The 12,844-nt window shown below is 73.8% G+C and carries 10 protein-coding genes and 1 pseudogene; 6 read left to right on the forward strand and 5 right to left on the reverse strand.

Features of this window, described 5'->3' with window-relative positions; translation table 11 throughout:
• The first annotated feature begins 30 nt into the window (after nt 1–30).
• From nth to FHG89_RS04905, 4 genes are all read left to right on the forward strand, one after another.
• Nucleotides 31–819, forward strand: coding sequence for an endonuclease III (nth, locus tag FHG89_RS04890; protein WP_341874244.1), 789 nt, complete (start codon nt 31–33; stop codon nt 817–819).
• On the forward strand, nt 816–1,463 hold the full coding sequence (locus FHG89_RS04895; RefSeq protein ID WP_139583132.1) for a TlpA family protein disulfide reductase: 648 nt from the start codon (nt 816–818) through the stop codon (nt 1,461–1,463). Before nth ends, FHG89_RS04895 begins: the two co-directional genes overlap by 4 nt.
• On the forward strand, nt 1,460–2,152 hold the full coding sequence (locus FHG89_RS04900; protein ID WP_139583133.1) for an NUDIX hydrolase: 693 nt from the start codon (nt 1,460–1,462) through the stop codon (nt 2,150–2,152). The genes FHG89_RS04895 and FHG89_RS04900 overlap by 4 nt, the downstream gene beginning before the upstream one ends.
• Nucleotides 2,153–2,215: 63 nt before the next feature.
• Nucleotides 2,216–3,394: a MarP family serine protease gene (locus FHG89_RS04905; RefSeq protein WP_139583134.1), complete on the forward strand. Its 1,179-nt coding sequence runs from the start codon at nt 2,216–2,218 to the stop codon at nt 3,392–3,394.
• Between the two features lie 12 nt (nt 3,395–3,406).
• On the opposite strand, the gene FHG89_RS04910 is transcribed toward FHG89_RS04905, so the two are convergent.
• The 4 genes from FHG89_RS04910 to eccCa form a co-directional block, all read right to left on the reverse strand.
• Entirely contained in the window at nt 3,407–4,090 is a 684-nt protein-coding gene (locus FHG89_RS04910; RefSeq protein WP_341874245.1) for a phosphatase PAP2 family protein, read from the reverse strand.
• 49 nt (nt 4,091–4,139) lie between these two features.
• Nucleotides 4,140–4,928, reverse strand: coding sequence for a phosphatase PAP2 family protein (locus FHG89_RS04915; protein WP_139583136.1), 789 nt, complete (start codon nt 4,926–4,928; stop codon nt 4,140–4,142).
• 58 nt (nt 4,929–4,986) lie between these two features.
• On the reverse strand, nt 4,987–6,306 hold the full coding sequence (gene mycP, locus FHG89_RS04920; protein ID WP_139583137.1) for a type VII secretion-associated serine protease mycosin: 1,320 nt from the start codon (nt 6,304–6,306) through the stop codon (nt 4,987–4,989).
• A gap of 74 nt (nt 6,307–6,380) precedes the next feature.
• Nucleotides 6,381–10,361, reverse strand: coding sequence for a type VII secretion protein EccCa (eccCa, locus tag FHG89_RS04925; protein ID WP_139583138.1), 3,981 nt, complete (start codon nt 10,359–10,361; stop codon nt 6,381–6,383).
• A gap of 101 nt (nt 10,362–10,462) precedes the next feature.
• On the opposite strand from eccCa, the gene eccD reads away from it, so the two are divergent.
• Nucleotides 10,463–11,866, forward strand: coding sequence for a type VII secretion integral membrane protein EccD (gene eccD / locus FHG89_RS04930; RefSeq protein WP_139583139.1), 1,404 nt, complete (start codon nt 10,463–10,465; stop codon nt 11,864–11,866).
• A gap of 31 nt (nt 11,867–11,897) precedes the next feature.
• Here eccD and FHG89_RS04935 read toward each other — a convergent pair whose 3' ends face one another.
• The gene (locus FHG89_RS04935; RefSeq protein WP_139583140.1) at nt 11,898–12,404 is read right to left on the reverse strand and encodes an inorganic diphosphatase; all 507 of its coding nucleotides are present in this window, start codon (nt 12,402–12,404) and stop codon (nt 11,898–11,900) included.
• Nucleotides 12,405–12,555: 151 nt separating this feature from the next.
• On the opposite strand from FHG89_RS04935, the pseudogene FHG89_RS33245 reads away from it, so the two are divergent.
• Nucleotides 12,556–12,844, forward strand: a pseudogene (locus FHG89_RS33245) (D-alanyl-D-alanine carboxypeptidase/D-alanyl-D-alanine endopeptidase); the annotation flags it as partial.

Genomic DNA, 12,844 nt, shown 5'->3' on the forward strand with positions numbered 1-12,844 from the left:
ACGTCCGGGGCGCGACGTAGGCTGACCGTCGTGACCAGTAGCCCTCCCGGTGCCAGCGAGACCGACCTCGGGCGCAAACGCCGTGCCCGCAAGATCGGCCGGGTGCTGGCCGAGACGCATCCCGACGCGCACTGTGAACTGGACCACTCCAACGCGCTGGAGCTGGCCGTCGCCACGATCCTCTCCGCCCAGTGCACCGACAAGAAGGTCAACGAGGTCACCCCGAAGCTCTTCGCCCGCTACCCGACCGCGGCCGCGTACGCCGGCGCCGACCGGGGCGAGATGGAGGAGCTGATCCGGCCCACCGGCTTCTACCGCAACAAGACCGACTCGCTGCTCAAGCTCGGTCAGGCGCTCCTCGACCGGTACGACGGTAAGGTCCCCGGCCGGCTCGCCGACCTGGTGACACTGCCCGGGATCGGCCGCAAGACCGCCAACGTCATCCTCGGCAACGCCTTCGACGTTCCGGGCATCACGGTCGACACGCACTTCCAGCGGCTGGTGCACCGGTGGCGGCTGACCACCGAGACCGACCCGGTCAAGATCGAGCACGCGATCGGCGCGCTGTACGACAAGCGCGACTGGACCATGCTGTCGCACCGGATCATCTTCCACGGGCGACGGGTCTGCCACGCCCGCAAGCCCGCCTGCGGCGCGTGCACGCTGGCGAAGCTCTGCCCCTCGTACGGCACCGGCCCGACCGAGCCGGCCGCCGCCGCCAAGCTGCTCAAGGGCCCCCGGGCGCGTGACCTGGCGGTGGCCGCCGGAGTCGACCCGGAGCTGGTGCCCGCCCAGGCGGTCGCCGCGGAGGTGCCGTGAACCGGCGTCTCGCTCTGCTCGCCCTGCCGCTGCTGCTGGCCGTCGCCGGTTGCACCGCCGGCCCGGCCGACGAGCCCGCACCCCGGCGGGCGGCGCCGGAACGGCCGTCGCCATTTCGGGACTGCGCCGCGCTGAACACCCCGCCCACGGCCGCGTCGCCCGGCACCGGCACGTCGGCCCCCGCCACGCCCGGCTCGGGCACGTCGACGACGCCCGGCGGGGAGGCGCTGCCGGAGCTGACGCTTGCCTGCTTCACCGGCGGCGCTCCGATCGCGCTGCGGTCCGTCGCCGGTCCAGCCGTGATCAACATCTGGGCGTCGTGGTGCCCGCCGTGCCGCAAGGAGCTGCCCGCCTTCCAACGCCTCAGCGAACGGGCCGCCGGCCAGCTCCAGGTGATCGGGGTGACCAGCCGGGACAGCCGCGGCGGCGCCCAGTCCATCGGAGAGGACTACGGCATACGCTTCCCGATCCTGGTCGACCAGGGTGAGGCGGTGCAGCGGGCACTGGAGCGCAACGCCATCCCGCTGACCCTCTTCGTCGACGCGCAGGGCCGGATCCGGCACGTCGACGCCACCGGCGCGCTCGACGACACCCAGCTCGCCAAGCTGGTCCGCCAGCATCTCGGCCTGGCAGTGCCCGCGTGACACGCCGACCGCCCGACTGGATCGAGCCGTTGCTGACCCGGCTGGGCACGGCCCGCGCCGAGGACTTCACCCGGCTGACCACCCCGGCCGAGGGCGGCCGGGAGAGCGCCGTGCTGGTCCTGCTCGGCGAGCAGCCCGGCGTCGGCCCGGACGTGCTGGTGCTGCAACGCGCCGCCACCCTGCGCAACCACGCCGGCCAGCCGGCCTTCCCCGGTGGGGCGGCCGACCCGGAGGACGCCGACGTCCGCGCGACCGCGCTGCGCGAGGCGAACGAGGAGGTCGGCCTCGACCCGTCCAGCGTGACAGTGCTGGCCGAGCTGCCGAAACTGTGGATCCCGGTCAGTGACTTCGTGGTCACCCCCGTCCTGGCCTGGTGGCACGACCCGCACCCGGTGCACCCCCGGGAACCGGCCGAGGTGGCGCACGTGGCACGGCTGCCGGTCAGCGAGCTGGTCGACCCGGCCAACCGGCTGCTGGTCCGCCATCGCAGCGGCTGGATCGGGCCGGCGTTCTCGGCGCGCGGGATGCTCGTCTGGGGTTTCACCGCCGGGGTGCTGGCGGCCCTGCTGGAGATGGGCGGCTGGGCGCGTCCGTGGTCACGCGACCGGGTGATCGAGCTGCCCCCGACGGGGGAGACCCCGGCACCGTCGGCCGGCACCGACGAGATCGACGAGAAGGCCCTGCGCTGACCGCGCGGTCACCTTCCGCAAGCGATGGTCATCTCGTGGGCGTCCTGCCCGTACGCTTGACCCGTGTCCGCCGTGGATCTCGTCCTGTTGCTGCTCATGCTCGTGTTCGCGATCAGCGGATACCGCCAGGGGTTCGTCATCGGAATCCTGTCGTTCTCCGGCTTCTTCCTGGGCGCCCTGCTGGGCCTCCAGCTCGGGCCGCTGCTGGCCCGACAATTCGTGGACAGCGGCACCCGGGTGCTGATCTCGCTGGTGGCGGTCTTCGGGCTGGCGGTGCTCGGTCAGGCGTTGGCCGGCTGGCTCGGCTCACACCTGCGTAAGACGATCACCAGTGAGGTGGGCAAGCGGGTCGACGACGTCGGCGGGGCGTTCGTGTCGCTGTTCGCGGTGCTGCTGGTCGCGTGGCTCGTGGCGGTGCCGCTCGGATCGTCCTCGCTGCCCTGGCTGGCCGCCTCGGTCCGCAACAGCGCGCTCATCACCGTGGTCGACCGGGTGCTGCCGGACCAGGCCCAGCAGCTCTCCACCGCGCTGCGGGACACCGTCGACACCAACGGCTTTCCGGACGTCTTCGGCGACCTCGCGCCCACCCGGGCCCGGCAGGTCGAGCCACCCGACCCGGCCCTGGCCGGCTCCCAGGTCGTCGTCAACGGGCAGCGGTCGGTGGTCAAGGTGCTGGGCTCCGCGCCCAGCTGCTCGCGCCGCATCGAGGGCTCCGGTTTCGTGTACGCCGACGACCGGGTGATGACCAACGCGCACGTGGTGGCCGGCACCCGTTCGGTGTCCGTGGAGCTGGGCGGCGAGCGGTACGACGGCCAGGTGGTCGTGTACGACCCGGACCGCGACCTGGCCGTGCTGCACGTGCCGGGGATGCCCGGTCCGTCGCTGCGCTTCGCGGCCGGCAACGCGGGCAGCGGCTCCGACGCGATCGTGCTCGGCTTCCCCCTCGACGGCCCGTACAACGCGCAGTCGGCGCGGGTCCGTGACGTCGACCGGATCACCGGGCCGGACATCTACTCCTCCGGTGACGTCACCCGGGAGATCTACACGATCCGGGCGCTGGTGCGCAGCGGAAACTCCGGCGGCCCGCTGGTCTCCTCCAACGGGCTGGTGCTCGGCGTGATCTTCGCGGCGGCCGCCGACGACCCGAACACCGGCTTCGCGGTGACCGCCGCCGAGGCCCGCCCGGTGGCACTGGCCGGCGCCGAACGCACCAGGGGCGTCGGCACCGGCGAGTGCACCTGAGCGTCGCGCCGGTCAGGTCCGCGCCGGCGCGGCGACCGGCAGCTTCGCCCGTCCCCACCGCAGCCCCCGGTCCAGCACCGCACGAGCCATGATCACGACGCAGGTGCCGCCGTTGAGGAAGGACGCCACCACGTCGCTCGGGTGGTGCATGCCCCGGTACATGCGGGTCAGCGCCACCCCGAGCGGCACCACCAGCAGCAGGGTCCACCAGGCGACCTTCGCGCCGGTGCTGCGCGCCCGCAGCGCCATCAGCACGGCGATACCGACGTAGAGCGCCATCGCGGCCGAGGTGTGTCCGGACGGGAAGCTCGACGTGGGCGGTGAGACGTCCATGTGCTCCACGGCGGGCCGTCGCCGGTCGATCGCCAGCGTGGTCAGCAGGAACACCAGCGCCTGGGCGGTCACCGCCGCGCACAGGAACAACGGTTCCCGCCAGCGCTTGAGCCAGAGTCGCAGCGCCAGCGCCACCAGCACGGTGACCACGACGATCATCTGCGTGCTGGCCAACGTGCTGAACACCAGCGAGACGTCGTTCCAGCCGCCGGTGCGGTCGGCGGCCAACTCCCGGTTTACCGCGTCTTCCACGGTGAACGGCCAGGTCTGGGCGAACACCCGGGTGACGAGCACGCCCAGCAGCACCATGACGCCGAGCAGGAGGGAGACCGGCAGCAGCACCCGCCGGACAATCTGGACCATGGTGTCGGACATGAGCCGGCCAGTACCCGGTCGGCGTCGTCGTCACGCCTCAGGTCGCGTCCGGGTGCCGCTCGACCTCGGGCGCGATGCCGTCGCGGGCCGGTCGGACCGGCCGCAGACCGACGTGCGCCCGCCAACTGGTGAACGCGGCGGCGGTCGCCGCGACCACCGCCGCGCCGAGCAGCCAGCCGCCGACCACGTCGCTGGCGAAGTGCACACCCAGCGCCACCCTGCTCAGGCCGGTCACCACGGTGAGCAGCACCGCGACGACCCACAACACGACCCGCCGCACCCCCCGCCCCGCGTACGGCAGGAAGACCAGCAGCAGTACCCCGGCGGCCAGGGTGGCGTTCAGCGCGTGCCCGGAGGGAAACGAGTAGCCGGCGGCCCGTGCCACCGGGTCGAGCAGCTCCGGCCGGTCCCGGCCGACGAGCAGCTTGAGCAACGGACCCATCAACCCGCCGACCACCATTGTCGTGGCCGTCCAGGCGGCCAGTCGACGAGCCTTGCGGCGCAGCAGCCAGATCACCAGGAGCAGGGCGGCGACCCGCAGCGGCATCGGCGCGAACACCTCACTCCAGACCCGCATCACCACCACCCAGGCCGGGTGGTCGAGCGCGTAGCCGTGCAGCGCGTCGGTGACCGACATGTCCAGCCGGTGCAGGGGCGCCCACGCCCCGAGCACGAGCAACGCCAGCAGCGAGAACGGCACCAGCACCAGGAACGCCGCAGCCACGGCCAGGGTCAGCCGCAACCCCAGCGAGTGATCTGGGTCGAGACGGCGACGCTGCCAGGACGGACGGTCGGAGGCGAGGGTGTCGGGGCCGGACGAGCTCATGGCGACGGTTCTACCCCACTCGGGGGCCACTCAGGCCTGCAGGTACCCGAGGCCCCGCTCAGCGCACCCGTTGCCGGAACCGGCGCACCATCATCGCCGCGCCCGTCACCAGGGCGACGAAGAGCACCGCGCCGACCCACACCTGCTCGGGCGCCGAGTCGTCCTGCGCGCCCGCCGCGCGGGCCGTCCACCGGGTCTCGTTGCGGGGGGCGGTGAGACCGAGCGGGTCACTGCCCGCACCGGCCACCGGGCTGTCGTCGCCGGAGCCGGGGGCCGGACCGAAACCGACCACACCCGGGGAGGTCTGGTCGTCCAACGGGTTCGCGGTCACCGGCGGCACCTGCGCGGTCAGCGCCGCGACCGGATCCACCACGCCGTACCCGAAGCGGTCGTCCCGGCCGGTCGGGCCGATGTCCCGGGCGGTGACCAGCAGCCGGTTGACCACCTCACCGGCGGACATCTGCGGGTAGCGCGACCGGACCAGCGCGGCCGTGGCGGCCACCAGCGGCGCGGCGAAACTGGTGCCCTGCACCCGCCAGTACCCGCTGGGCGGACGGGCCCCGACCAGGCCGTTGGCGGGCGCGGTGAGGGCCGTCGCGCGGCCGGTGATGGACCCGGACCACAGGTTGTCGCTGCTGCGCTCCAGCCCGGAGACCGCGATGACGCCCGGCTCGCGGGCCGGATACCAGACCTTCAGGTCGGTCGAGGTGGCCAGGTTGCCGGTGCAGGCCACCACCACCACGTCCCGGGCGAACGCGTAGTCCAGAGCCGCGGCCAGGGCAGGGCTGTCGCCGCTGCCGCCCAGCGACAGATTGATCACGCGGGCGCCGTGGTCGACCGCCCAGCGGACCCCCTGCGCGACGATCAGGGCGTCGTCGTACCGGTTCCGCTCGTCGAGCACCCGGACCGGCAGGATCCGAGCGTCAGGTGCCAGGCCGACCACGCCCCGCTTGTCGTCCTTGCGCCCGGCGATCAGGCCGGCAACCGTGGTGCCGTGGCCCACCGGGTCCGGCCCGACACCGCCCACCAGGTCCTTCCCGGGCAACACCTGCCCGACCAGGTCGGGATGGTTGGGGTCCACGCCGGAGTCGATCACCGCCACCGTCACGCCGCGCCCCGTCGAGGTACGCCACGCCGTCTCGGCGCGCAACTCGTCGAGCTGCCACTGCTCGTCGCGGACCTGGTCGGTGCGGCTCACGCTGTCGCCGGGAGCCAACGCCACAGGCGCGCCGGCGAGCTGACCGCCGGTGGCGGGCACGGTGACGGGCACGGTGGCTACGGTCGGGGCCGCCACGGCGAGCACCGCCGCCACGCCGAGCAGCGCCCGCCGGGTCGCTGCCGGACCGCTGTGCCGAACCCCAGTCACATCCTCAGCCATTCATCCCGACGGAACCATGACGATCGGAGATTACCGGTTTCCCCACCTGTCACGGGAAGAACCGGCCGAACAGGTCACGGTGGCGGCAGTTGGGCGAGCTGAACGAGGCGTACGCCCTCCCGGCGGGTGACCAACCGACCACGGCCCGGCGGCAGTGGACCGGGCCGGACCGGGCCGACGAGCGCCCCCTCGTCGGGGCTGCCAGCCATCACCAGACCGGCGGTGGACAGCTCCCGTAGCCGCTGCACGATCGGCTCGTACTGCGCCCGGCCCGCGCCACCCGAGCGGCGCGCCAGCACCAGGTGCAGCCCCACGTCCCGGGCGTGCGGCAGATGCTCCTCCAGCGCCCGCAACGGGTTCGCCGGGCCGGCCGCCACCAGGTCGTAGTCGTCGACCAGGACGAACAGCTCCGGCCCGGACCACCAGGACCGGTCGCGCAACTGCTGCGGGGTGACCTCCGGGCCGGGTGCCCGCCGCTCCAGATAACCGGCGGCCGACTCCACCAGGTCGGCCGTGTGCGCCGCCGCGGTGCCGTACCCGATGAGGTGCGGTGTCTCGATGGCGCCCAGCAGGCTGCGCCGGTAGTCGACCAGGATCACCCGGGCCTGCTCCGGAGTGAACCGGGTGATGATCGAGGTGGCCAGCGCGCGGAGGAACGACGACTTGCCGCACTCCGCGTCCCCGAAGACCACGAAGTGCGGCTCGGTGGCGAAATCCAGCACCACCTGGCGCAGGTCCGCCTCGGCGATGCCGATCGGCAGCCGCAGCCCGGTCGTCGCGGCGAGATCCAGATCGGCGTACGCCAGCACCGGCGGGAGCAGCCGCACCCGGGGCGCCGGAGGGCCACCCCAACCGCCGGCGATCCGCTTGACCAGGTCGGAGGTGTCCCCGTCCGCGGCGAGCTGGGGCAGCGCGGTGAGAAAGTGCAGGCTCTCCGCGGTCACCCCCCGGCCGGGGCGCTCCGGCACGTTCGCGGCAGCGCGCCGGGCCACCAGCGAGTCGCTCGGGTCACCGAGGCGCAGTTCCAGCCGGGAGCCGAACAGGTCCCGGATCGCCGGCCGGAAATCCAGCCAGCGCAGCGCGGTGGCGACGACGTGCACGCCGTACGACAGGCCCCGGGTGGCGAGGTCGGTGACAAGCGGTTCCAGATCGTCGTACTCGCCCCGGACGGTGCTCCAGCCGTCGATCACCAGGAACACGTCACCGAACGGGTCGGCCGCCGCCTGGCCGGCCGCCGCCGCCGACGCGCGCCGCTGCCGGTACGCGGCCATCGACTCCACGCCCAGCTCCGCGAAGCGGCGTTCCCGATCGGCAAGCACTGTCGTCATCTCGCCGACGGTGCGTCGTACCGCCGTCGGGTCGGCCCGCCCGGTCACCCCGCCGACGTGCGGCAGGTCGCGGACGGCGGCCAGCCCACCCCCGCCGAAGTCGAGGCAGTAGACCTGCACCTCGGCCGGGGTGTGGGTGAGCGTCAGCGCGCAGATCAGCGTCCGCAGCACTGTGGATTTGCCGCTCTGCGGCGCGCCGACCACCGCGACGTGCCCGGCCGCACCGTCCAGCGCCAGCCAGAGCAGGTCCCGGCGCTGCTCCAACGGCCTGTCCACGATGGCCACCGGCACCCCGAGCGCGCCGTGCAGCTCCGGGTTGCCCACGACCAGCCCGCGCGTCGGGTGCATCTCGACCGGCCCGAGCAGTTCGTCCAGGGCGGGCGGCTCACCGAGCGGCGGAAGCCACACCTGGTGGGCGGGTGGGCCCTGCCCGACGAGCCGGTCGACCAGCAGGTCGAGCAGCGTCTCCCGGTCACTCTCGTCCTCGGCCACGGCGGTCAGGGCGGGTGTGGCCGGCTCGGGCAACGGCACGACGTGGGTGGTGAAGGTGAGCAGCCGGGCGCCAGCGCCACCTGTGGCGCCGGGCGGCACGGCCCGGCGGCGGACCGCACCGGACACGTACGCGGCCTTGAAGCGGGCCAGCGGGTCGGTGCCCGCGCGCAGGTAGCCGTGGCCCGGTGAGCGGGGCAGCTCGTGTGCGTCCGGCACCCCGAGCACCGTGCGGGACTCCAACGCGGAGAAGGTGCGCAACCCGATCCGGTACGACAGGTGGGTGTCGAGCCCGCGTAACCGACCCTCTTCTAGGCGTTGACTGGCGAGCAGCAGGTGCACACCGAGCGACCGGCCCAGCCGACCGATCTGCACGAACAGGTCGATGAAGTCGGGTTTGGCGGAGAGCAGTTCGGAGAACTCGTCGCAGACCAGCAGCAGCGACGGCAGCGGGGCCAGCGGGCTGCCGGCCGCACGCGCCCGCTCGTAGTCGCGCACACTCGCGAAGTTGCCTGCCCGTCGCAGCAGCTCCTGCCGGCGGACCAGCTCGCCGTTGATCGCGTCGACCATCCGGTCGACCAGGGGCAGCGCGTCGGCCAGGTTGGTGATCACGGCGGCGGTGTGCGGCAGCCGGTCGAACGACGCGAACGTGGCGCCGCCCTTGAAGTCGACGAGCACGAAGTTGAGCTGCTCCGAGCTGTGCGTGGCCGCCAACCCCAGCACCAGCGTCCGGAGCAGTTCGGACTTTCCCGAGCCGGTGGCCCCGATGAGCAGACCGTGCGGGCCCATCCCGTCCTGGGCGGACTCCTTGAGGTCCAGCTCGATGGCGCCACCGTCCACGCCCACCCCGATCGGCACCCGCAGTCGGTCCCGCGCCGACCGGGGCGCCCACCCCTGCTCGGCGGTGAAGCTCTCCGGGTCGCCGAGGCCGAGCAGCTCGGGCAGCCCCAGCTCGGCCTGCAGCGGAGAGTCCGGGCCGCGTACCGCGCCGGCCAGCCGCAGCGGCGCCAACCTCCGGGCGACCGCCTCGGCGTCGGCCGGGTCGAGCTGGTCGGCCGTACCCACCTCGGCGTGCCCGTCGATCGACCACGAGTGCAGCCGCCCGCCCTTCAGCTCCAGCAGGAGCGCGTACCGGTCGAGCAGGCGCGGCGGCGGGGTGTCCAGGTCCACGACTGTCACCGCGTCGATGCCGCCGTCGCCGGTCAGGTCGGTGGCGCCGGTCAGGTCGCCGCCGTCGAGGACCACCACCACGTGCGGGCCGTCGGTGGCCGGACCGGCCGGACTGAACCGGGACCGGCTGGCCAGCACGTCGCCCAGCAGCCGCTCCAGCTCGACGGCGGAGCTGGTGACCAGCCGTACCGGGCCGAGCGCGTCGCTGCGGCCGGGGTGGTGGGCGTGCGGGAGCCACTTCACCCACTCCCAGCCGGCCCGCCGTTCCGGGCCGGCGCAGACCGCGACGAGCAGCTCGTCGGGGGCGTGGAAGACGGCCAGCTGGGTCAGCACCGCCCGGACCAGCGCCTGGGCCGCCGGGTCACCGGTCGGGGGGCCGGCGGTCGCCGGAGCGCCGCCCGGACGGCCGGCGGTCCGCACGTGCACCCGGGCGAAGCTGCGCAGCGACAACGCCACCGGCAGGTCCGGCACCACGGAGTACGCGTCCAGGAAGCGGCGCAGCGCTCCGGCGGTCATCGGCTCCAGTTCCTCAAGCGGTCGGGTGACCGGGGGGACGAGCGGGGTGGCCAGAGTCTGCGGGCCGACGCCGACGCGTACCACCGCGAAGTCCGGGTCGGCGGGCCGACGCTCCCAGACCCGGTGGCTGTCCACCGTCGACCAGAGTCGGCCCGGGTCCGGGTGCCGGTAGTAGAGCCCGGCCCGCTGCCGCCCGGCGGTCTGCCGGACCCGCCGGCGCAGCGTCGCCAGGTGCCGCAGGTACTCGCGTCGGGCGGCCATCATCTCGGACTTCTTCGGGGTGCCCGAGGCGCTGCCCCAGGAGGTCACCAGCATCGCCAGCGAGGACAGCCCGAACATGCCGCCCACCACGTACGAGTAGGCGCCCCCGCCCCGGCCGAACATCATGGCCATCGCCACCGTGCCGCCGAGCATCGGCAGCAGCATGAGCATCTGCTGCCACCGTCCACCGGTCACCGCGGGGATCTCCGGCGGTGCCTCGACCGGCAGCTCACCGGCCGGGATCTCGGGTGCCGGCCGGCGGGGCGGGCGCTTGATGACGACGGTGGACACTCGGCCTCCTGACCGCGCTGGGTAACCCGAGCCTGGCTCATCGTAGGTAAAGTCCTGTCGTCCGCGCAGCCTCCGATCCCCCTCGATATGGAGACCAGTCGATGACTACCGGGCTGGCCCGCGTCACCATCAGCGCGCCGCAACGACGGGTGGACGTCGCCCTGCCGGAGCAGGTTCCCCTGGCCGAGCTGCTGCCCGACGTGCTCCGGCACGCCGGTGAGGGCCTCGCCGACGACGGCGAACGGCACGGTGGCTGGGTGCTGCGCCGCACCGACGGAGCCCTGCTGGCGACCGCCCAGGCGCTGCTGGCGCAGGGGGTCCGCGACGGCGAGGTGCTGCACCTGGTGCCGGCCCGCGCGCACTGGCCCGAACTGGAGTACGACGACGTGGTCGAGGCGATCGCCGAGGGCGCTCGTCGCCGGGGCGGTGCCTGGTCGGCGAACGCCACCCGGGCGGCCGCCCTGGCCGGTGCCGCCGTACCCCTCGGGGTGGGTCTGCTCGCCCTGCTCGCCGGTGGTCCCGCGCACCGGGCCGGTTGGTTGGCGGCGGCCGTGGTGGCGTTGCTGCTCACCGTTGCCGGCGCGGTCGCCTCCCGCGCTCACGACGACGGCGCCGCCGGTGCCACCCTCGGCGGCTACGCCCTGCCGTACGCGTTCGTGGCCGGCGCCCTGGCCATCGGTTCCGGCGACCCGGTGGGGCCGTTCGGGCCGCTCCGGTGGGTGGGCGCGCCCGAGTTGCTGGCCGGGTCGGTGGCGCTGCTGCTGGCGGCGCTGCTCGGGCTGCTCGGGGTGGCCAGCCGGCTGCGGGTCTTCGTGGCCGGTGTCACGACCGGTCTGGTGGGCGCCGGCGCGGCGCTCGGCGGGCTGCTGCTGCCCCCGGCCGGGGCGGCGGCGATTCTGCTCAGCGCGCTGGTCTTCGCCGTCGGGGTGGTTCCGCTGCTGGCCATCCGGCTGGGCAAGCTGCCCCTGCCGCCGATCACCCTGCCGGCCGCGACCTCCGACGCGGAGCCGGAGCGGGTCCGGGACCTGCCGGACCGGAGCCGCGTGCACGCGGCGGTGATCCGCACCGAGGAGATGCTCACCGGGATGCTGCTCGGGCACGCCCTGCTCGTGGTGGCGGCGGCTGGTGTGCTCGGGCTGGTCGGCGGCACGTGGGGCCGGGTGCTGGTGGCGGTCGCCTCGGCCGTGCTTCTGCTGCGGTCGAGGCTGTTCGTGGCGCTGCGCCACCGGGTGCCGACGGTGCTCGCCGGCCTCGCCGGCTACGCGGTGCTGGGCGTGGTGCTGGCCGGCCGTGCCGACGACGCGGGGCGGCTGGCGCTGGTCCTCGGCGGCGCGGCGCTGGCCCTGGTGGCAGTCGCGGCCGGCGTCGGGTACGCGAGCCGGCCGGTCTCGCCGTACCTCGGCCGGGTCGCGGACCTCACCGACACGGCGCTGGTGGTCGCCGTGGTGCCGGTCGCCTGCGCGGTGCTCGACCTGTACGACAGGGCCCGGGGGCTGCTCGGTTGAGCGGCACCCGGGCCCGGTGTGTCAGCGGTCGTCAGTGGTTGGTCTCGCCACGCGCCTCGGCGTCCCGGGCCCGCTGGTAGGAGGCCACGATCTCGGCCTCGGCCTCGGTGCGGCCGACCCAGGTGGCGCCCTCGACCGACTTGCCCGGCTCCAGGTCCTTGTACACCTCGAAGAAGTGCTGGATCTCCAGGCGGTCGAACTCGCCCAGGTGGTGGATGTCGCGCAGGTGCTCCTGGCGGGGGTCCTCGTAGGGCACGCAGAGGACCTTGTCGTCGCCGCCCTTCTCGTCGGTCATCCGGAACATGCCGATGGTCCGGCAGCGGATGAGGCAACCCGGGAAGGTCGGCTCGGGGACCAGCACCAACGCGTCCAGCGGGTCGCCGTCCTCGCCCAGCGTCTCCTCGATGAACCCGTAGTCGGCCGGGTACTGGGTGGACGTGAACAGGGTGCGGTCAAGCCGGATCCGGCCCGTCTTGTGGTCCACCTCGTACTTGTTCCGGTGACCTTTGGGGATCTCAACCGTCACGTCGAAATCCATCTGCACGCTCCCTCGTCTGCCCACGCTGGCTAACGGAACCACTGGCGGCCCTCCGGACAGGTGAATGCCACCCGCCGACTCCGGCCACCGCATAGTCTTCGGACCGAAGTAGTGTCACCCAAGCCGATTTTCGCTGGGGGAGGAGGGGGTCGTGGGGAGGGAAGATTCACACTACCGCCCGGACGGGGGCGTCGCTCGCGGTACCGGACGATCCGGCTCCGGTGGTGCCACCGGCCGGGTTCCGGTGCCCGACGCCCACCTCCCGCGTGCTGCCGAGCCGCAGCCCGCGCCGTCGCCGGAGACGGTGAACGGCCGGCCCGCCCCGCTGCCCTGGAACCCCGCCGCGGGGTCGACCCCGGCCGGCCCGAACACCGGCCGCTTCCCGGTCCTCGGTGGTGAGCGGCCCACGAACGCCCCGCCGCGCGGGAGCGCCGCCGACC

Origin of the sequence: Micromonospora orduensis, from assembly GCF_006228125.1 — a bacterium.
GTDB classification, from domain to species: domain Bacteria; phylum Actinomycetota; class Actinomycetes; order Mycobacteriales; family Micromonosporaceae; genus Micromonospora; species Micromonospora orduensis.

Coding starts and splice junctions, on each gene's coding strand:
- FHG89_RS04910 (WP_341874245.1), bottom strand. CDS start 4,090: ATGGTCCAGATTGTCCGGCGGGTGCTGCTGCCGGTCTCCCTCCTGCTC.
- FHG89_RS04915 (WP_139583136.1), bottom strand. CDS start 4,928: ATGAGCTCGTCCGGCCCCGACACCCTCGCCTCCGACCGTCCGTCCTGG.
- mycP (WP_139583137.1), bottom strand. CDS start 6,306: ATGGCTGAGGATGTGACTGGGGTTCGGCACAGCGGTCCGGCAGCGACC.
- eccD (WP_139583139.1), top strand. CDS start 10,463: ATGACTACCGGGCTGGCCCGCGTCACCATCAGCGCGCCGCAACGACGG.
- FHG89_RS04935 (WP_139583140.1), bottom strand. CDS start 12,404: ATGGATTTCGACGTGACGGTTGAGATCCCCAAAGGTCACCGGAACAAG.